Annotated in this window: 16 protein-coding genes and 2 pseudogenes; 6 read left to right on the top strand and 12 right to left on the bottom strand. The window is 67.0% G+C overall.

The genetic code is table 11. The annotated features are described in order from the left end of the window. Positions 1-3: 3 nt before the first annotated feature. Positions 4-804 (bottom strand): annotated as a pseudogene (istA, locus tag B141_RS44355) (IS21 family transposase); the annotation flags it as partial. 103 nt (positions 805-907) lie between these two features. Between istA and B141_RS0134370 the strand changes: the two are divergent. Beyond that, on the top strand, positions 908-1,375 hold the full coding sequence (locus B141_RS0134370; RefSeq protein ID WP_020579719.1) for a hypothetical protein: 468 nt from the start codon (positions 908-910) through the stop codon (positions 1,373-1,375). On the opposite strand, the gene B141_RS44350 is transcribed toward B141_RS0134370, so the two are convergent. The 5 genes and pseudogenes from B141_RS44350 to B141_RS53105 form a co-directional block, all read right to left on the bottom strand. After that, positions 1,355-2,356 carry a M20 metallopeptidase family protein gene (locus tag B141_RS44350; RefSeq protein ID WP_020579718.1) on the bottom strand — a complete coding sequence of 334 codons (1,002 nt, stop codon included), beginning with the start codon at positions 2,354-2,356 and terminating at the stop codon, positions 1,355-1,357. The genes B141_RS0134370 and B141_RS44350 overlap by 21 nt on opposite strands. Before the next feature lie 329 nt (positions 2,357-2,685). Continuing rightward, positions 2,686-3,465 carry a phosphotransferase family protein gene (locus B141_RS0134360; RefSeq protein ID WP_026257838.1) on the bottom strand — a complete coding sequence of 260 codons (780 nt, stop codon included), beginning with the start codon at positions 3,463-3,465 and terminating at the stop codon, positions 2,686-2,688. A 271-nt stretch (positions 3,466-3,736) separates the two neighbouring features. Beyond that, positions 3,737-3,862 carry a hypothetical protein gene (locus B141_RS52465; RefSeq protein ID WP_272944128.1) on the bottom strand — a complete coding sequence of 42 codons (126 nt, stop codon included), beginning with the start codon at positions 3,860-3,862 and terminating at the stop codon, positions 3,737-3,739. Between the two features lie 46 nt (positions 3,863-3,908). Beyond that, positions 3,909-4,616, bottom strand: a pseudogene (locus B141_RS53110) (phosphotransferase family protein); the annotation flags it as partial. A gap of 60 nt (positions 4,617-4,676) precedes the next feature. Continuing rightward, the gene (locus tag B141_RS53105; RefSeq protein ID WP_084678707.1) at positions 4,677-4,937 is read right to left on the bottom strand and encodes an NUDIX domain-containing protein; all 261 of its coding nucleotides are present in this window, start codon (positions 4,935-4,937) and stop codon (positions 4,677-4,679) included. Positions 4,938-5,276: 339 nt separating this feature from the next. Between B141_RS53105 and B141_RS44340 the strand changes: the two genes are divergently transcribed. Both B141_RS44340 and B141_RS0134340 read left to right on the top strand, forming a co-directional pair. Beyond that, complete coding sequence (locus tag B141_RS44340) at positions 5,277-6,134, top strand: phosphotransferase (RefSeq protein ID WP_020579714.1); 858 nt, start codon at positions 5,277-5,279, stop codon at positions 6,132-6,134. Positions 6,135-6,663: 529 nt separating this feature from the next. Beyond that, positions 6,664-7,905: an alpha/beta hydrolase family protein gene (locus tag B141_RS0134340; RefSeq protein ID WP_020579713.1), complete on the top strand. Its 1,242-nt coding sequence runs from the start codon at positions 6,664-6,666 to the stop codon at positions 7,903-7,905. Positions 7,906-8,054: 149 nt separating this feature from the next. On the opposite strand, the gene B141_RS0134335 is transcribed toward B141_RS0134340, so the two are convergent. The 5 genes from B141_RS0134335 to B141_RS0134315 all read right to left on the bottom strand — a co-directional run bounded on the left by B141_RS0134335 (position 8,055) and on the right by B141_RS0134315 (position 14,319). Beyond that, positions 8,055-9,806, bottom strand: a complete 1,752-nt coding sequence (locus B141_RS0134335; protein ID WP_020579712.1) for an ABC transporter ATP-binding protein — start codon at positions 9,804-9,806, stop codon at positions 8,055-8,057. Further along, positions 9,803-11,518: an ABC transporter transmembrane domain-containing protein gene (locus B141_RS44335; protein ID WP_169512997.1), complete on the bottom strand. Its 1,716-nt coding sequence runs from the start codon at positions 11,516-11,518 to the stop codon at positions 9,803-9,805. Before B141_RS44335 ends, B141_RS0134335 begins: the two co-directional genes overlap by 4 nt. A gap of 790 nt (positions 11,519-12,308) precedes the next feature. Further along, positions 12,309-12,920, bottom strand: a complete 612-nt coding sequence (locus tag B141_RS0134325) for a DJ-1/PfpI family protein (RefSeq protein WP_020579710.1) — start codon at positions 12,918-12,920, stop codon at positions 12,309-12,311. Continuing rightward, positions 12,917-13,810 carry a DMT family transporter gene (locus B141_RS44330; RefSeq protein WP_020579709.1) on the bottom strand — a complete coding sequence of 298 codons (894 nt, stop codon included), beginning with the start codon at positions 13,808-13,810 and terminating at the stop codon, positions 12,917-12,919. The genes B141_RS0134325 and B141_RS44330 overlap by 4 nt, the downstream gene beginning before the upstream one ends. Further along, on the bottom strand, positions 13,807-14,319 hold the full coding sequence (locus B141_RS0134315; protein WP_020579708.1) for a MarR family winged helix-turn-helix transcriptional regulator: 513 nt from the start codon (positions 14,317-14,319) through the stop codon (positions 13,807-13,809). The genes B141_RS44330 and B141_RS0134315 overlap by 4 nt, the downstream gene beginning before the upstream one ends. 167 nt (positions 14,320-14,486) lie before the next feature. On the opposite strand from B141_RS0134315, the gene B141_RS44325 reads away from it, so the two are divergent. Further along, complete coding sequence (locus B141_RS44325) at positions 14,487-16,022, top strand: globin domain-containing protein (RefSeq protein ID WP_020579707.1); 1,536 nt, start codon at positions 14,487-14,489, stop codon at positions 16,020-16,022. 427 nt (positions 16,023-16,449) lie between these two features. Here the strand turns inward: B141_RS44325 and B141_RS0134300 are convergent, their stop codons facing one another. Continuing rightward, the gene (locus B141_RS0134300; protein WP_202806021.1) at positions 16,450-17,268 is read right to left on the bottom strand and encodes an STM4015 family protein; all 819 of its coding nucleotides are present in this window, start codon (positions 17,266-17,268) and stop codon (positions 16,450-16,452) included. Positions 17,269-18,247: 979 nt separating this feature from the next. Between B141_RS0134300 and B141_RS0134295 the strand changes: the two genes are divergently transcribed. Beyond that, on the top strand, positions 18,248-19,147 hold the full coding sequence (locus B141_RS0134295) for an MFS transporter (protein WP_020579704.1): 900 nt from the start codon (positions 18,248-18,250) through the stop codon (positions 19,145-19,147). Between the two features lie 30 nt (positions 19,148-19,177). Beyond that, the coding region (locus tag B141_RS0134290; protein WP_020579703.1) for a transposase at positions 19,178-19,375 on the top strand (198 nt) is incomplete at its 3' end.

The raw sequence follows: 19,375 nt of genomic DNA, 5'->3' as shown, positions 1-19,375 counted from the left end.
CTTGGGTACTGGGACTAGATGGGTGCGGCGGAACCGGCCGCCCTCGCCCTCGACTCCGCCCTTCTCACGAGCGCCTGAAAGCCCTTTCTCACAATAGAAAGCGTCGAAGCCATACCAGGACCTGAACAGCACCCACCGTTCGGGCTCGACCCGGATGCGGCCACGCAGCGCACGCGACACCGCCAAGCGGAGATTGTCATAACGGATCTTGTCGATCGGCGTTCCACCGATCTGGTTGAACGCGTAGATGTGGCCCTCTAGAAAGGCCTCCTGGCCCTGGGAGGCGAACACCCGGTGCACCGCTTTACCCGAGTACGACAACCGCAGCGTGAACAGAAACACCTTCCTACGTTGACCTTTCAGGTCGATCCACAGATCAGCGAAGTCAACCTCGGCCTCTCCCGCAGGCACATGTGTTTGCGGCACGAACGCCTCCTCCAACCAACGACTCGCCTCAGCGTTGATCTCTGGCCGACGCAGCCGCACATAGTCACGCACCGTCGAATAGCTCAGATCACGCACACCGTGCTCATCGGCCAAACGGGCCAGCACCCGCCGTGCGGTATGCCGCTGCTTACGCGGAGCCGACAGGTCCTCCCGTAGCATCGCATCGACCAACGGCATGACCGGATCAAGCTTCGGCGCCACCTGCATCCTTGACTTGCGCGGCGGCGGAACCGGCGAGGCCAGCGCCTGCCGCACCATACGCCGATGAACCCCGTACCGCCGCGCCAGCGCTCGAACCGACAGACCATCCCGGCGAGCGTCGCGACGGATCGCCTCGAACAGGCCCACCTGGCTCAGTCCCAACCAAGCCCCTTCCCAGCGGCGGTAACACGGTCATCCCGCCAGACGAGACGAGACGAGACGAGGTGGGGCCAACTACGCCCGTCACGCCACCCCGGGCGTGTCGCAGGTGGGGCCAAATAACACCGTCACAGCCAAGGCCCTCACCCTCATCAGCCAGTGGCTCGCTGGCACCGACCACGCCGAACTCGCCGCGTCGTTCCACCGGTTCATCGGTGCCGAGGACTACAACACCACCCAGCTACGCAACGACCTAGCCCGCTTCACCTTCCTACTCCGCCACGACGACGGCGAACAGCTCTTCGGCCGCGCGAACCCTGACAGCCCGAATCCAGTGCTTGGCGCAGCGCCCTCGGTAAGCTCGGCGCACACAAGGCAAAACACGGCTCGCGTTGCTTCGACCGTTAGATTCCGCCCCCGCTGCCTGAGAATCTTTGCGGACCACCTATGTGAGACACCGCTGGTCACGGCGCGGTCGCTTCCCGCGCGCACACGGGCTGCGGATCTTTGGGGTTCCGCTTGCGAGATCGGCCCGGTCGTCGATGAGTTAATGGAGATGATCGGCTGACGATGCGCGGGCGCCGTTGGCGAGCGTGTGGAGTCGCGTGTGCAGCCAGCCGGCCATAGCTCGCGTTCCTCGGCTGATCGCCTGCTCGTCGGCGGTGAATGCTGGCGAGTGGGGGTGGCCGTTGAACCCAGCGGCGGCGTTGGTGACGCCAAGCCCGAACATCGCGCCGGGCATGTGGTTGAGGAATATGGCGAAATCCTCACCGTTGAACGGGAGCATCGCTCGCCATACAGTCACGCTGTCATCGCCGAAGGTGGACCGGAAGTATTGTGCGGCGGCGTTGCTTAGGTGTGGAGCGCAGACCATCGCCGGCGGGCGGATTCCGCGGAACGCCAGCCGATGCCGCAGCGCGGTGCCATAGGTGCGCTGGACCAGATTCCGCACCCGATCACGCTGGCCCGGGTACATGTCCTCGGGCCAGGCCTTCACCCAGCCATGCACGTGTGCGTGGCGGCACTGGGGGCCGACCATCGTGCGGGCACCGGCGAACACGAAATGCGCCAGCGGTCCGTCGGCGTGTTGCAGATCGGCAAGGTGCTGTTGAACATCGTCCGGCGTTCCTGGCGGTGTGAGCGTTGACCAATCCGCGACGGCGCTAGTGAACTGGTCGGCCTTGGCAACTTCGGTCGGCCCGATTAACTCGAGATCGAAGTTGTCGTGCCCCGACAGGCCAACAACCCCGGGCATGACCGCGAAGGTCCCCACCGGCAGCGGCATGCAATGCAGCGCGTAGATCTCGTCCGGTCGATGCCGACTCAGCACCCCGTCATCGATCATGGCCTGAGCACCAGACAGCGTTTCCTCGGCGGGCTGGAAGAGGAACACGACCCTGCCGGGCAGCTGCGGTCGTAGCATTGCCAGAACCCGTGCCACGCCGATACCGACTGCGGTGTGCAGATCATGCCCACACAGATGGCTAGCCCCGGGCGTCTCGGACCGAAACGCGCCATCGAACACTTCATCGTCGGCAACCGCATCCATCTCGGCCCGCCGAAACGGCGCCGGAAGCCGAATCGGAAGGCGGCCCCCAACCCTCCGACTGATTTTTCGACCCAAACAGGTGGGGCAACATCGGCGTCGCAGCGTTCCACACGACCCGGACGCGATCACGAGGAACTCGCAGCGGAGACGACATAGGTGTGGTCGCGAAGGTTCCCTCCATTCGGCACCTCGGGGAGATGCCCGGCGTCGCTATGTGCGCGTGTTCGGGGACACCAGGCCGGTCCGGCACGCCGCTCACAGCCGTCGTTCCGGTCGGCTGAGCGAACCGGCAGGACCGGTCAGCGGACGTGCGTGATATTCGCACGTATCTAAGCACTGGCCGACAAGGAGTTGAGCACCGCGACCTGTGGGAACGTCGCCGGCGCGCCGTAGCCGTGCTCAACCAGCCACCGGATCTCCATCAAACTTCGCAACGACCAGTACGCGCGAATCACGTCGATCTCGATGTCGCCGCCATAGCCCGCGACGACGTCGTCGAGGTGCTCCTCGTGTGCGAGCGTCAGAGTGGCGAGGTCATACATCGCATCGCCTTGGCCGCCCTCGGACCAGTCGACGACGCCGCTCACCTCGTCACCGTCGACGAACACATGAACGATCTGCAGGTCGCCGTGGACGAACACCGGTGTCCAAGGCCGCAGCGCCGCCTCCGCGACCTGCCGATTGCGCCTGACAACGTCGGCGGACACGACACCGTGGGCCACGAGCCACTCACACTCGGAGTCGAGCTTTGGCGGAAACTCGACCGTGCCCCGACTGCTGCGAGCGGGCTGCTGCTGACATTGGCTGCTGGGCCACGGCGGCAGCGGAGCGTCGTGCAGCGTGCGGACGGCGGCACCCGCCGCAACCCACGCCGCCGAAGACGCACGCGAAGGCTCTTCAAGCCGGCCGAGCGCCGCTCCAGGAACTGCCGCGAGGGCGAGCACGGGCGGCTTGCGCCAGAGGACCTCGGGGGTGGCGATCGGTGCCCTCGCCATGACCTCGACCTCTCGGTCGATGCGCGTTTGATCCGTGTCGATCTTCAGGAACACGTCGCCGACGCGCAGCGTCACGCGCTCCGAGTGCGCGACAACGACTTCGATCTCCCGCATGTCGTCGATCATCGCCGAAGGCCACCGACGGCGCAGAGAATATTGAGCACCGCCGACTGCCGGGTATTGCTCGCACGAGCGAGGAGGTTGGGCGAACCGGCGACACCTGCGGTGGTGTGCGTTATGGGCGCTGGAGAAGAGCGCCGCACCGTCGATCTGTATGCACCGAGCGGTCCCGAATTGTTGTGATGGCCTGCGTGGATGTTGCGCGTTATGCCGGCTGATAGCAGTCGGAGGTCCCCATTTCGCACACCATCTCCACCGGCGACAGTTAGCGAAGCGCGTTCAGCTCGTCGAGGGCGCGATGGCCGCGCTTGACCACCCCTGGAACGACATCGTGGCGCCCGTGACGGATGGGGACCTCGAGCATGTGGAGGATCTGTGTCGCTGCGAGCACCGCCGCCCCCCTCCCAGCCGACCAGGGCGAGGATTCTCGTCCACAGCCGCCTTCGGACACCGTCCAGCGGATCCTGGAAGGTTTGCCACACGAGGTTGATGAGATCAGTCGCCCGCGTGCCGCTACCCGCATTCCCGATATCCACGACCGCCACCACGGCTCCGTCACGGACCAGGACATTGCTGGGGTTGAGATCGGTATGGACCATTTCAGGTGCCTCTCGTGGTGGTGGGACGTCGGCACACACGAGCCGCAGGCGCTCGACCAAGGCCGACACCACGGAGGAATATCCCGAGAGCCTGGCCACGGACTGGAGGAGAAGCGACTGCTCCGGCGTCTCGTTGAAATCCAGCCCGGCGACAGCCGATTCCTGACCGGTGGCGACCCGCCAGGCGTACGACCAGTGGTCGTAGGGCTCGGAGGCTTGGCCAGCCTGGAGTTCGATGATCTCCATCAGCTGCTCAACGAGGGACGGGGTCAGCTCTGGCGCGTGAGCCGCGTCAACGAAGTCCATCAGATGCCATACATGTGTGGCTGTGGCCCCCACTCCGAGCCAGGCCGGGGTGGGATAGCCGCGCCTACGCATGTGCTCGACCACTCTCTGGGCTCGCAACGTCTCGTCCAGGTGGTTGGGGTGCGCCCGGGGCACTGCTTTGAGCACTGCATTTGCCCTTCCGGCCAACTGGACGCGCATGGCACCCCCATTGACGCCTCCGGGTAGGCGACTGAGAAGAGTGACCTCTGCCCCGACCACGCTGGCCACGTCGTCCAGGACCTCGGCCGGCAGCTCTTCGGGATGGGTGCGTGCCCTGGTTCATCGGCTCGAAGGGCCGATCACCGCTCGGATGGCTGGTCCCGCCGAGCAGTGCGGAGCCAGGCCCCAACCTAGTGACCTTCCGAGAGGACCAATGCGTTCCACCAACAGGCCGGTTTCCTCGTTGACCTCTCGGACAACGGCTTCGGTCAGAAGCTCACCCGGTTCGACAACACCTGCCGGCGGTCCCCATACCTCGATCTCTGCGCGGGTCTCACGTACGAGGAGACTGGAACTTCGGCGTCGCTGGAGGCGACCGATACCTCGGTCTCATCAAGCTCCGTTTCGACCTCGCCTGGGCCTGCCTCGATCTCACCGGAGGATCCCTATCCGTACGTGGGAAGTTCCCCGATCGGACACCAGCAAACTCGGCCAATCTGATCACTGAGTGCGCGGAGCGGGGTTCAGACGATCGCCGAGGACATCGGGACCTCGAGACCGATAGAGCCCAGGATTCGGGGACCTGTCGACGCGAGAAGTCCGTCCGGGACGCGGCGCTCTGGGTCAGTCGACGTCGCCAATCCATCGACCTCGTATCGTGCTGGCCGGACACAGGTCGCCCTGGTGCTACGACTGCGCAGGCGGGGAGGGGACACCGAGATGGAAGCAGCTGAGGCGCGGCGTGCGGTGGCTGCGGCGATGTCGACCGCCTCAGAACTCGACTTGGCCGTCGACGACGCGATCGTTCTCAGCGACTCCAACCGACTCGTCATCCGCCTGACGCCATGCGACATCGTCGCCCGAGTCACGCCGATGGCGCATTTCGCAAGCGCAGAGCGAGAAGTTGAACTCGTGAGACGGCTAGCGCAGATGGACAGTCCGGTCGCCGCGCTCGATGCTCGGGTCGAACCACGCGTCTTCGTTCATGGCGGCTTCAAGATCGCCATGTGGGCCTACTTCGAACCTGTGGAGTCTCGAAGGCTTCCGTCGGCCGAGTACGCGCAGGCGCTCGCACGTCTTCATGCCGGCCTGCGGCGGATCGAGGTCACGACGTCGCACTTCATGGATCGAGTGGCTGCTACTCAACGAGATGTTGCCAGCCGTGACGTCACTCCCGATCTCGCGGATGCGGACCGGGCGCTGCTCGCCAACACGCTGCGCGATCTGGGGCGATCAATCGTCAACCGGCGCGCCCCCGAACAGCTGCTGCACGGCGAGCCGCACCCGGGGAACATTCTCAACACGAAGAACGGGCCGCTCTTCATTGACTTCGAAAACACCGCCCATGGGCCTGTCGAGTACGACCTGGCTTGGGTGCCCAGCGAGGTCAGCCAGCACTATCTCGACGCTGACCAAGATTTGGTCGGCGAGTGCAGGGGGGTCGTACTCGCGATCGTCGCAGCGCATCGCTGGAGTCGAGGCGACCAACACCCGAGCGGCAGAGAGTCGGGAGCGGCGTTCCTTCACGTTCTGCGGGATGGTCCGCCGTGGCCGGCGCTCGACGATGTCATCTGGTAGCGCCCTGGCGCTACCATCGCGTCCGCTGACGCACTCCGACGCAAGCTGCCCTCTGGTCCGTCCGTCGAGGCCAGAATGGCCGCCGCCAGTCCCAGCGACTCGACATACCCGGCAGGGGTTCGCTGCGCGGCCATGTCGGTGAGTGCGGCGAGGGCCGCGTAGCTCGCGCTGTACACGGTGCCCTGATGACACAGGCAGGCCCAAAGGTCATCCCACGCACGTCGGTCGTCGGGGTGTTCGGTCGCCCGCGCCAGAAGGGCAGGGACGTCTGAGGCCTCCCCGTACGCATCCTGTAGAGAGGACCAATCGATCACGTCATGAATCTACGCGGAGGCGCAAGCCACGCCTCAGACTCCCAAGCCGTCAGTGGCCGTGCCACATACGTGCCACACACTGCTGCCACGCCTCGGTGATCATCGGTCGACAGCGGTCAGTTCAAGGTCTCCGCCGCTAGGCCGGAGTCGGAGCGTCCGTGAGCACTGATCTTCCAAGCTGGTGGCCTTAGCGCGGATCGTGTGAGCATGCGCTGGTGGGAGCTGATCCGAATACCGACGTCGAGCTGGCAGACCTCGTCGGCTACACGACATGTGTGACGAGGAGCGCCGCCGGCCGCGTGGCACTGCTCAACAGCGACTGTGACCCGCAGTTCCCGTGGTGGTTTCGGCTCCTCGTTCGCGACGGCGACGGTTGGGACACCGTCCTGCCGCCCGATCTTCGGTTGGCGGGGCCGCTTACCTGGTCGCAAGACGGCAACGTTCTCGCGGTCTCTGCGTTCCGGGGGATCCGCCGCGGAGTCGTCGCCGTGGAACCGGACTCCGGGCACTGGTGGTGGGCGACTCCGGACGATGAGGCCTCGTACCTGGACGTAGCCCCTGGCGCAGCCGGTCGCTATGTGGAGGCGGTCCGCGTCGAGCTGGACGGACTTCGGACCCGGCTGCGGATCGACCGCGATGGCGGAACCGTCCAGTTGAACCAGAACACCGACAGCCACAGGGACGAGCGGGCGAGTTACCGGCTCCTTCGATGGCCGGCGCAGGAGAGGACACTTGAGGGGGTCCTCGCTGTCCCGGTTGGACGGGGGAACGGGCCGTGGCCGCTGGTGGTCGAACTGCATGGCGGGCCGGTGGCCGCGTTTCAGGCAGGCGACGTGGGCCACCTCCCGGAGTGGTGTGCGCGTGGCTTCGCCGCTCTCATGCCCGAGTTCCGCGCGAGCGGCATCCTGGGACCGGACGCCATGTGGCAAGCCTTTCGAGGCGACGGGCTCCCCGACGCAGACCCCGAGGTCGCCGAGGTCTGCGCCGCGGTCACCGCGGCGGGTGAAACCGGGCTGGTCGACCTGGAACAGGCCTACCTGATCGGGCACAGCTACGGCGGCTACCTGGTCAACCGCATCGTGACGAACGCGCATCCGTTCCGGGCCGCCGTGTGCTGGGAAGGCCTAGCGGACCTACGACTCCTCACGGACATCAGCATGCAGATGCAGAGCCGCTGGCGGGGCGGATCACCAGACGAACTCCCTGACGTTTGGGCGGCCGCCTCACCGGTCGAGCGCGCGAATCGAGTCACGGTGCCAATGCTCCTCGTCTACGGCGAGCACGGTCTCGCGGTCCCACACGGCGAGGCCTGGCACGCCGCGCTGCGTCTTTATGGTGCGCCCAGCGAATACGTCGTCTACCTCGACGAGGGGCATCTGCTCACCAGCCAGAACCAGACAGACCTGTTCGACCGAGCAGCAGCCTGGTTCCGGTCAGCCAGCGAGCAAACCAGCTGACTCCAGCCCCGACCCAAGCAGCTGAACACCCGGCGACGATGACCCCCAGGCCGCAACGGGGCACATCGCACATCCTTCCAGTAGCACCTGTCGGCGCCACAGCTCGGATGTCACCCGCTCAGTCACGGAAAGATCGCCGACGGCCGACGTCAGGAATCGAGATGCCATGAACGCCAGAGCCTGGCGTAGGGGCCTTCGCGGCCGAGCAGCTCATCGTGCGTGCCTGCCTCGACCACCACGCCGTCGTCCATCATGATGATGGAGCGCGCATCCTCGGCGGTCGAGAGCCGGTGAGCGATGGCGATCACCGTACGACCGGCCAGCAGTGCCCCAAGGGCGCGCTCGACTTGTCGCGCCGAGGTCGGATCGAGCAGCGACGTGGCCTCGTCGAGCACCACGGCGGCCGGGTCCGCGAGCGCGACGCGGGCGAGCGCCAACTGCTGGGCGTGAGCGCCGGACAGGCCGTGCGCAGACCCGACCACCGTGTCCAGGCCCTCGGGCAGGTCGTCGACCCAGTCCGCGCCGACGACCTTGAGCGCACGACGGATCTCGCCGTCGTCGGCCGAGCGGCGCGCGACCAGCACATTGGTCCGGATCGTGTCGTTGAAGATGTACTGCTCCTGCGTCACCAGAGCGATCAGGGAGCGGGCCATCTCCGCGGGCAGGGCGGCGGAGACGGCTCCCCCAACCGTGACGGATCCGGCGTCCGGACGCTCAAGTCCGGCGATCAGTCGCGCCAGGGTCGACTTGCCGGCTCCGGAGCCGCCCACGATCGCCACGCTGGCGCCCGGCTCGATGTCGAGGGTCACGCCGCGGATCACCTCCGGCCCTCCGTCGTACGCGAATCGCACGGCATCGATCCGGATCGCCGTGCCGCGCGGCTCCTGCGTGGCGCGCTCCGACGTCGGGACCTCGTCACCGAGGCCCTCGACGCGTGCGAAGGACGCGATGCCGCTCTGCAAGGACTCGAGGGAGAGCAGCACCGTGTCGAAGGGGCCGGACACCTGGCGGACATACAGCAGGGCGGCCACGAGCGTACCCAGCTCGACGATCCCGCCGAGATAGAGGCCGGCGCCGACGAGCAGCACCAGCACGAGAGCGACGACATAGGACGAGTCGACGACCGGGAAAAGGACGGAGCGGAGCCACAGCGTTCGCAGAGTTGCTCCACGGGCGTGGCTCCTGAGCCGATCGCCCTCGGCGCGACGGACCGCCTGCAGCTCGTAGAGTTCTGCTGTGCGAGCTCCGGCGATCGTCGACTGGAGCGATTCCGCGAGCTTCGCGTAGGCCCCCGCCTCAGCCAGGTACGCAGGGGTCGCCCGGCGCAGATACCAGCGCGTCACCACCGCGATGCCGAGCATCCCGACGACCGCGACGACAGCCAGGATCGGGCTGAGCAACACAAGGAAGAGGAAGGTCAGCGCCACCTGCACGGCCGCCACCAGTATCTCCGGGACGGCATTGCCGAGGACGCCGGTGATCTTCCCGACGTCGGTGGTCGCGCGCACCATCAGGTCCCCGCCGTCGCCGCGGTTGACCACGCGCGACGGGAGGGCAAGGATGCGCTGGATCATCTGGGCCCGCAGACGATGCGCGGCCTTCTGCCCGAACCGCGCCGTCACAAAGTACGACAGGCCGGAGAGGACGCCCTGCACCAGCGCGAGGCCGACGAGCGCGGCACCGAGGACGTCGACCGACGCGGTGTCCGCGCTCACACCCAGCGAGTTCACGATCACTCCGACCAGCCACGGCGGGACCAGTCCCAGTGCCGCTGCCGCGACGCCGGCGATGACCGTCGCCGCGAATCCGCGCTGGTCGGAGCCGATGAGCGCGGCGGTCGCGCCGCGAACCTGCCGCAGCGACGCGACGGGGTATCCGCGCTGGGTGTCCTCGCCCGTCATGCCCTCACCTCGTACGCCGCCGCATCGGAGGAATCGTCCCCGGAATCGCGGGACACGAGCCGCCGGTAGCGCGACTCCTGCCGCATGAGATCGACGTGCGATCCGGAGGCCACGACGCGAGATCCCTCGACGAAATGCACGATGTCCGCCAGACCGAGGACGGCGATGGACGTGGTCGCAATCACGCTTGTCGAGCCGCGCCGAGATTCGCGGACCCGCTGCGCCACCTGGGCCTCGGTGATCGCATCCACCGCGGACAACGGATCCAGGGCGATGAGCACCTCCGGTTCCAGAGCGAGGGCCTGCGCGAGACGCAGACGCTGACACTGACCGCCCGACAGGTTGGCTCCCCGCGACAGGATCTCGGCATCCCAGCCTCCCGTGAGGCCGCGGAGGACCTCGTCGAAGCCACTGGCCGACGCGACCGCATCGAGCCGAGCACGATCGACCGTGCGACCGCTCGACACCACCTCGCGGGCGCTGCCCTGAAACAGGAAGGCGTCATCGTCCAAAACGACGACACGGCTGCGCAACGCATGCCGATCGAACTCCATCAGCCGCCGCCCGTTCCAGGTCGCGTCCGATGCGACGACCCCGCCCAGTCGATCGATCGCCGCGGAGATCGCTCCCCGGTCACCGCCCGCGACCACCGCGAACTCGCCGGACTTCACTCGGAGGTTCGACTCGGGATCCTCGAGGACGAAGGCTGTATCCGTCGGCGTCACCCGTCCTCGCTGGTCGGGCGAGTGTCCGAGGAAGTCCACGACCCTGCCGGCGGCCACCAACGCCTGGTTCAGGTCCTTCGCACTCTCGATGAAAGAGGAGATTGGCACCACCGCGACGATGAGATAGCCGTAGACGGCGACGAGATCCCCGACGGTCAGCGCCCCCTCGGCACTCAGGTGCGCGGCAATCCAAACGACGGAGGCCAGGAAGAGCGCGGGCAGCCCGATCGCGATTGCCTGCACCAAGCTCTCGCTGCGCGCCAGCCGTGTCCCCGTGCGCTCGACGGTGAGCGACTCCCCCACGAAGCGCTCGCCGAAGAGGCTCTTCCCCCCGAGGCTGTCGAGCACCCGCAGACCGGAGACGATGTCGACCATCCGGGTCGAGAGGAGTTCCTGAGCGTCCCGGTAGTCCGATACCCGGATCCGCACCCTTCCCAGCAGCGGACCTAGCGCCAAGAGCAGGATCGGCAGACCGACGACGATGATGAGCGCCAGCACCACCGAGATCCTCATCAGCAAGACGGCGATGACGGCGTAGCCGAGTACGGCACCGACCCCCGGACCGGTGATCGTCAAGCTCCGACCAATGATCCATGCGTCGCCGACGCCGACGGCGACGACCTCGCCCGCCGTCGTCCGCTTGGTCAGACTCGCGCCCAGCCGCACGCTCTGCGCGATTGCCGCGTCGATGGTCTGCAGGGCGGCCTCGGTCCGGATTCGGGTCATCGTGCGATGCCTCAGGATCGCGACCGCAGCGATCGCGATGCCGGTGACGAGGATTAGGACCGCCCAGAGCACGACGCGCCCCATCGATCCGCGGCGCAATCCGTCATCGACCGCGAAGGCGAGCATGAGCGGCGGGACAGGCAACATCACCATCCACGCAGTGCCGAGCACCGTCCCTCTCGCGACGCGTCCCGCCTGGCTTCGCGTGAGCCAGTAGAGGTAGCGCCACGGGGTACTGGGATAGTCGACCAGATCACTCACGGGACGGATCTTCTCCATCGGATTTGGCGGTATCTGGCTTGTTCGGGTCCTAGCCCTTCCTCGAATACGCTTTTACTTTCTCGTGAATGAAATCACAAGCCAGGGGCGGGTTGATACGCTGCGAGTCCGGATACGGCCGCTCATAACGAGAGCGGGGCTGGAGACGTGGGTGGCTCCGGCCTCTGCGAGCCACCCGCGACGCCAATGGTGACACCGATCGGCACGGTCGCACCGTCCGTTGGACTGCTGCATGAGCATCGCTCGCATCGACGTGGGTGCCGACCTTTGACGACACCACGACGGGCAGTTCGTGAGACAGCGTGATCACGACGGGTTAGCGTGGATGGCACGGCGCGTGCCCCCGAACTGCCATCACCAGCCCTCAACCATTCACACTCAGCAGCAACAGTGCACGGTCAGCTGCGTCTGAGGGTGACCTGTGCACGGAACCCACTCGTAATGCGTCGCTCCTTGCTAACGCGACTGCTAACACGCGGCCTGGACGATCATGGACGTCTATCGCTCGTGCGGGCCGCTCACACCCGGGACTCTCGCGCAGGATGGACGATCACGGACGTCGCTGGCAGGTCGTAAGCCTGCTTGTAATCGGGCGTTAGGGGTTCAGGTCCCTCGCTGGCTAGTGAGAGCAGGCCATACAGATCGAACTTTGCTATCTGCATCGCTAGCGGCGAACCTGAATCTGGCTTGTGACTTCGGGCGTCGACCCGAAGGCAGCACAGACGCTACATGTCGGAGATTCTCGGCGGAGTCGGCAATCCAGCTAGGCAATCTAGCCGGGGCAGGGTTCGTCGGCGAGGTACGGTGGCGCCGGCTCGTACTGGATCCTCTGCATGACGGCGCGGGCGTGGTCGCGGCCATGCAGCCGCCCGACCAGCCACAACGCCATGTCGATTCCCGCGGACACCCCTTGGCTGGACACCAGGTTGCCATCCACGACGTACCTGGCGTCGCGCACGACGGTGATGTCGCCGAGGCGCTCCAGGTCGTCCTCGAGGGCTCGCTCGGTGGCCACCCGGCGGCCGCGCGACACCCCAGCGGCGTGCATCAAGAACGCGCCGGTGCACACGCTCGTGACCCACTCGGCACTCGCGGCCGTGCTCTTGATCCAGTCCGTGACGGTCGGGTTGGCCATCTCCGCCTCGATCCGCGAATGCGCGCCGCCGGGGACGAGCAGCACGTCCAGCGGCGGGTGGTTGTCGAGGGTGAGATCGGGCAGCACCCGCATGCCATTGGCACAGCGGACGAGATCGCCTCGCTCGGCGACGAGCAGCACCGTGTCGGCACGGTCGCGGCGGCGCGAGGACCCGTGGAACACCTCCCACGGTCCGACGAAGTCGAGCTCCTGCACCCCGTCGAAGACGAGGATTCCGTACGTGGTCATCGGTTGCGCACCTCCGTCATCGCGTTATTTACGGGAGCCGTCCGTGCGTCGGCGAGCAGGCAGCCGACCACGAGCACACCCCCGATGAGGTCCAGCCACGTGACTCGCTCTCCAAGCACGAGCACCGCGCCGAGCACGCCGAATATCGGGATCAACGTGAGATAAGTAGCCGCCCGAGCGACCGGCATCCGGGTGAGGGCGGTCAGGTAGAGCCAGAAGGGCAGCGCGTAGTTGAGGATGCCGGACCCGGCGGCCAGCAGCAGCTCCCCGGCCGTCGCCGACGTCCAGAGCAGCGGGCCGGCGAGCACGAGTTGGCAGGCGATCACGAATCCCAGCGCCCAGACGTGCTGGGTGAGCGCGGCCGGCAGGGGCGCGACGGTCGACACCTGCCTCGAGGCCACCACGACGTACACGGCGGCCGCGGCGACGCTCGCGACGACCAGGCCGTCGCCGGCCCATGACCCGCCGCCCCCCTCGGTCGAGAACGACACCAACGCCGAACCTGCCGTCGCGCCGACGATGACGACGAGGAGCCGCGGGTGCGGTCGTTGGCGCAGCAGCATCCAGGCGATGAGCGGCACCATCACCGGCTCGAGGCTCCCCAGCACGCTCGCGTTGGCGGCGCTGGTGAGCGCAAGGCCGGCGAGGGCGAGCTGGTAGGCGATCCCGGGCTCGAGCAGGCCGACCCACCCGTGCTTCCAGGCACCCCCGAGGCCGGCGCCGGTGACCGCGCACGCGGCGGCGAGCGCGCTGACGGAGGCGACCAGCTGCACCACCAGCACCGAGCCGGGCGCCGCGCCGGTGACATCGAGCGCGACCTTCGTGAGGATCAGACCGCCCGCCCAGGTGGCGGCGCTCGCCACCATCAGGAGCGGCCCGCCGGACTTCACGTGCTCGCCTCGATCGCGAGGGTGACGGGGCATCGTTCCTGTGGGCAGCGGTACTCGTCGCACAGCCGGCAGATCCGTTCGGCAGACTCCTCGTCGCCGGTGACCGCGGCGAGGATCGCCGAGACGACCCGCTCGACGTCGGCGCGCTCGGCGGGAGCCAGCCGCGTGATCGTCCGCTCCAGCCAGCCGATACGGGCGTCGGTCTGCCGCCGCCACACCTCCTCGCCCGTAGCGGTGAGGTGCAACGAGACCGTGCGGCCGTCCACGCCCGCGCGGCGCTCGACGAGCCCGGTCGTGGCGAGGCGGTCGACGGTGCGCACCGTGCCGGGATGCGTGATGCCGAGCGCCACCCGCACCGCGCCGATGCTGCAGCCGGGCGCCACCCCGACCGCGTTGAGAGCTGCGGCGTCGGTCGGCGCCAAGCCGGACGATGCCGCAAGCTCGGCGGCCTGCGCGTCGGCGAGTGCGATGCCCAGGGCGCCGAGGAGGTTGGCGGTCCGCGAACACATGCGTCAGTTATATAACTCAGTCATATGTTTGTCAACGCCGAGCTCCCTGATCACCCTGAGCCTGGAAAATCGAGACCCCCGGCATCGTGCCTGGCAAGCAGTCTGTCGGCGCCTGCTTGGGAAGCGGACGTGCGGCTAAACTGCCGCGCGACAGGACGGAGCCACCGATGGTCACCCGCGCCGCTGCGGATCAACTCCGACATCGCCGGCTGTTGGACGCTCGAGCGGAGTTCTTCCCGTTCCGAGGCACCGATCTCTTCGTCCGTATCGGCGGCCAACCGACCGTTGACGCGCTCGTCGACCACCTCTACGACGCGTTCGAGGACGACCCGGTGCTGCGTCCGCTGTTCCCCCGCGATCTCACCGACGGACGCGCGGCACAGAAGATCTTCTTCGCCGAATGGCTCGGCGGCGAGTACACACCTGGCGACGGACGGCGCTACAGCGACCACACCTATGCGCCGCTGCGGCACCGGCACGACGACGTCACGATCACCAGGTCAGATGCGGGGCGCTGGTTGGCACACTTCCGTCGCGCACTCGAGCAGGTCGTACCCACCGAGTCCGACCGTACGACGATCTTCGACCAGGCGAAGGCAATGGCACACGCCCTCGTGAACGCTGAGGAGCCGTCAACGCGTCGCGGCGGGACCTCGCCAGTTGCGGCGTGCGGAGTCGCCGCCCGCACGCTGAAGAACGCGACGGACCTTGCCCACAAGGGCGATACGGCCGGCGTCGCCGCGTCTCTTGCGCAGGCTCCGGACCTGCGACGAGCCAGCTATGGCGCGCGGCTCCTCCAGGTCGCGGCGATGGCGGGACGGGTCAAGACAGTGGAGTTCCTGCTGCGGAGTGGCGTCGGCCCCGATCGACCGCACTACCTGCCGATCGGGCTGGTGGGCCACGCGTTCGAGCGGGTGCTGTTGGTGACGCCGCTGTGCGCGGCCCGGCTCAGGCATCGGACCGCGGTCGAGGCCGTCCTGCTGCACGCGGGCGCGGCAGAGGACGTGTTCACCTCGGCGTTCCTCGGCGACGTCGATCTGCTGCGCAAGCAGATCGCCGCCGCCCCAGAGCTCGCCGAGACTCCAGACCCCGCGGCCGACGTCATCGACATCACTCCGGTCGACCATGCCGTCGCCGGCGGCCAGGTCGAGACGTTGCGGTTGCTGCTCGACAATGTCCGGCGTCCCCTCCCGGGGGCCGTACGAGCGTTGCGGGGCGCGGCAGAAAAGGAAAGCCTGCCGATGGTGAAGCTGCTGCTCGACGGCGGCGCCGACGCCACCCTGATCGGCGCCGGCCGCTGGGTCCTCCATCCGCAGATCGCACCGCTGCTTGCCGCGCGTGGGGCATCGGTCAGGTCGTCCGGATCGTGGATCGGGCTTTGCTGTACGGGGAACCAAGGCCGCAAGGACGACCCGGAGTACGTCCGCGCCCTGCTCCGTCACGGCGCCCGCGCCGACGACCGGCGTACCGGCGACCCCTTCGGTCGTACGACCGGGGTCGCTGCGCTTGCCGCGACTGGACTTCACTACGCCGCGAAGGCCGGCTTTGTACAGACCATCGAAGTGCTCCTCGAGCACGGCGCGGACCCGAGGGCCAAAGACAGTCAAGGGCGTACGCCGTTGGACTGGCTGGAGGAAGCGGCGCCCACCGTCGACCGGGAATCGGTGCGGCGGCTACTGACCACAGCCACGCGCCAGCGCTAGATCGAAGGGAGCGAGATCTCCTCCGCCGCGCGCTGCTGTGGTACGGCGATTGGCGTGCACAGCGTTCATGGTCGAAACGGCTCGGTTCGTGACTCGATACGGGCGATGTCACGAGCAGGGTTGGTCGGCCAGATCGAGGTCGACTGTTCCGGTGTCACAGTCGCATCCGGAGAATGGTGTCGCCGGTGCCCTTGCGGCCGATCCGATCGGATAGCAGGATGACCCGACCGTGGATGAGTTGCTCATGGTCCCCAACCGACGCTTGAGCTCAGCGTTCTCGGCCTCCAGCGCCTCAACCCGCGCCGTGAGTACCTTCACGTTGGCCGCCAGGACCCCGACCAGCGGATACGACGGGCCAGCCGACGACGACCCTAAATGGACACGCGAGGAGTTCGCCCCGGCCAAACCCGGATTTGGGCGAGCGTGCTCATTCGGAGATCGCAACGTAGCGCCGGCCGCCCTCCAACCTTCGCCGCTGACCGGAAAAATCGATCTCGGTGTTCGGCATCGCGGCCCGTATCCGTTCCGCCATCGGATCGGTGAGGTAGGAATACCGCAGGTCGAGCTGTTTGAGATGGGTGAGCGACTGGCCGTTCAGCAACGCTTCCGCGCCCAGGTCGGAGATAGTGCCCAAGCCCAGGCTCAACGACTCCAGGCGCGCAACGATTGGCGCGCTCGCTACCTGTGACGCGATCTCGTCAGCGATCTCGCTGTTCTCCAGACCGAGGTGACGCAGGGACGGCAGACGCTGCCCGTCAAGAATCCCCGCGAGGTCCGAGACCGTGGCATCGCCGCCCCAGACGGCGCGGCCGAGCCACAGGTCGAGATCCCGTAGGTTTGGCAGATCGGCGGCGCTCACCGCCTCGGCAACCTCCGCGGGCAGGCCGACTGACTCGAACCGCAGCAGTTTGAGGCTCTTGTTCCGGACCGGACCCAGCTTCAGGCCGCTCGCGCCGCAGATCTCCAGCGACTCCAGGGCCGGAAACGCACCGAACAACGGGGTGATGTCGCCGTGCTCAATGCGCGAGAGCTCCATCTCGTCAGATTCCATGTCGCCCACGTAGAGCAGCCGCAACGCCGGGAACCGGTCACCGACCTCGACGAGCATATCCACCGGATACTGGCCATTCCCATGGATGTCATCCCCCCAGTAGCCGAACAACAGCTCGGAGACGCAGGTGGTGTCGACGGTGCGCAGGAACCGTTGGAAGACCTCCGCGAACGGTTCCTCGCCGAGCGCGGTCATCACCTTCCACGCCACCGTGTCTGCTTTGGGTAGCCCGTCGTCCTCGGTGTCGTGGGCGAACTCCCACACTGGCAGCCCGGAGTCATCCTCAGTGGTCACGTGCAGTCCTATCGATGATCGTTGAGACCGAAGTCTCGTGATCTCCAGGTGCCCTATGTGAAAGCTTTGAGGAACACCAGTCCGATGATCGCTTGAGGCTCGGCATCCACCCACCCTACAAGCGGCGGCCGAAGGCCGAGCTGGTGTTGTCTGATGAGGAGCGGGCGACGTTGCAGCGGTGGGTTGGCCGACGGAAAACCTCGCAGCAGTTGGCGTTGCGGTCGCGGATCGCTGCGGATACGACCTCGACTGGTCTCCAAGGGAAGGGGACGCGTGACCCAAACCTGCAGCGTCGACGACGAATGCGACCTGAGGCACTGCGGAACTTGAGTGCGGCGCCACCTCGGTCCGAGGATGCTCGACGAAGCCGTTGGCTGACAGAAGCGGCGGGCGCGCACGTTGTCGAGGTCCACGTGCAAGCTGGGCGCACGGAGACCATCATGCCGTGCATGCTTGAGGAATCGAGCGACCGGCCGGTTCTCCGGGACCGGTGAGCCTGTCGACAGCACTGCGAGTTCCGGGACATCAGCGCGACAAACCCGATGCCCTGTCGTCTTTAGCCAGTTGCCTGTACCAGGCAACGCCAATGGGTGTGCCGTTCACCTCGCCGATGACACCGCCATCGGCGGGACGCAGCGTTAAGTCTGCCCTCGGCTACACCGTGACCCTGACCCAGCTGCCTAACCAGCTTTCACACCGACACCTAACATCCCAGCTGTCGCTGGGAGTCTGCGCCCTGCCCACCAACAAGGGCTATTTTCCGGTCAGAAGGCCGTGTTAGTGTTCCGGGGCTGGTCTTGGTCGGATCGGCATAGTTGGGCCGTGGTCGGATTCTGAGCCTCGTGTCCCGGGTGGGTGGGCGCATCGAAAGGTGTGCCCTGTGCTCGGCTCATACCTACGTGTTCTGCGTATTCCTGGATACACAGCCCCGTTCCTTTTTGGTCTGTCGGCCGCTCTCCCGATCGGCATGGTCGGGCTTGCCCTGCTGCTCACTGCCCAGGAGCGCTCGGGATCGATCGCTCAGGCCGGGCTGGTGCCGGCCGCGTTTGGCCTTGGCAACGCTGTCGGTCTGGTTGTCCAGGGGTGGCTGATCGACCGGATCGGCCAGACCCGCGTCCTCATCCCCGCCAGCCTGCTCTGCTCCATCGCCCTGGCGGTCGGTGTGCTGCCGATCTGGCAGGACCGATTCGTCCTTCCCGGGTTTGCGTTGCTGGCAGGTGTTGCCTTCCCGGCCACAATCAGCAGCATGCGGGTGCTGACAGCGGACCTCATCGCCGACCGGCAGGTGCGGATGAGCGGCTATGCCCTGCTCGCCGTCTCCTTCGGTCTGGCGATGGTAGCCGGACCGCTGCTCGTATCCGCTCTGATCGCGGTATCGACTCCCGTCATCGCCGTTCTCGTTACCGCGCTCGTCGTCGGGGCAGGTGGCCTGGGGTTTGCCATGACCACAGCTTCCCGCCGTTGGCGGCCCGGGGTGGCCGCGGTTGGCCCCCGCCTCGGTGTACCGGCAGGGTTGTCCACGCTCGTAGTCGCCAACATCGCCCTCGGGTTTTCGGGCGGTGTCGTCGCGGTCGCACTGCCCGCGGCCGCGCTCGCGCAGGGTGCGGCTGCCGTTGCCGGTATCGGATTCGCCGCTCGGTCTATCGGTGACCTGGCAGGCGGCCTTGCCTACGGCGCCATCCGGTGGCGCTCGACCAAGGTCAGGCACCTGATCGTCTCGCTGGCAACCGCAGCGGGTGCATTGAGGTGCCCCGCGCGTCCTGGACACGGACCCAAGTAGGGTCAATTAACTGTCTGGAGGGATGGGTTCGTGTCGAACAAGCCGCGGAAGTATTCGCCTGAGTTGCGGGCTGAGGTGGTCGCGTATGTGCTTGATGCCGATCACACGCCGGCGCAGGCCGCGAGGGATTTCGGTCTGGTCGCTGAGACGGTCAGGAACTGGGTGAAGGCGGAGAAGGAACAGCGGCTGGGAAACACTGAGGAGACTCGTGAGGCGGGTGGCCGTGCC

It is taken from the genome of Actinopolymorpha alba DSM 45243, assembly GCF_000373925.1.
GTDB classification, from domain to species: domain Bacteria; phylum Actinomycetota; class Actinomycetes; order Propionibacteriales; family Actinopolymorphaceae; genus Actinopolymorpha; species Actinopolymorpha alba.
Note: the sequence above shows the minus strand (reverse complement) of the source record. Positions and strands in the feature narration are given on the sequence as shown.

Coding starts and splice junctions, on each gene's coding strand:
- B141_RS44340 (WP_020579714.1), top strand. CDS start 5,277: ATGGAAGCAGCTGAGGCGCGGCGTGCGGTGGCTGCGGCGATGTCGACC.
- B141_RS0134325 (WP_020579710.1), bottom strand. CDS start 12,920: ATGACCACGTACGGAATCCTCGTCTTCGACGGGGTGCAGGAGCTCGAC.
- B141_RS0134315 (WP_020579708.1), bottom strand. CDS start 14,319: ATGTGTTCGCGGACCGCCAACCTCCTCGGCGCCCTGGGCATCGCACTC.
- B141_RS0134360 (WP_026257838.1), bottom strand. CDS start 3,465: ATGCGGGAGATCGAAGTCGTTGTCGCGCACTCGGAGCGCGTGACGCTG.
- B141_RS44325 (WP_020579707.1), top strand. CDS start 14,487: ATGGTCACCCGCGCCGCTGCGGATCAACTCCGACATCGCCGGCTGTTG.
- B141_RS0134300 (WP_202806021.1), bottom strand. CDS start 17,268: ATGACCGCGCTCGGCGAGGAACCGTTCGCGGAGGTCTTCCAACGGTTC.
- B141_RS0134335 (WP_020579712.1), bottom strand. CDS start 9,806: ATGACGGGCGAGGACACCCAGCGCGGATACCCCGTCGCGTCGCTGCGG.
- B141_RS44350 (WP_020579718.1), bottom strand. CDS start 2,356: ATGGATGCGGTTGCCGACGATGAAGTGTTCGATGGCGCGTTTCGGTCC.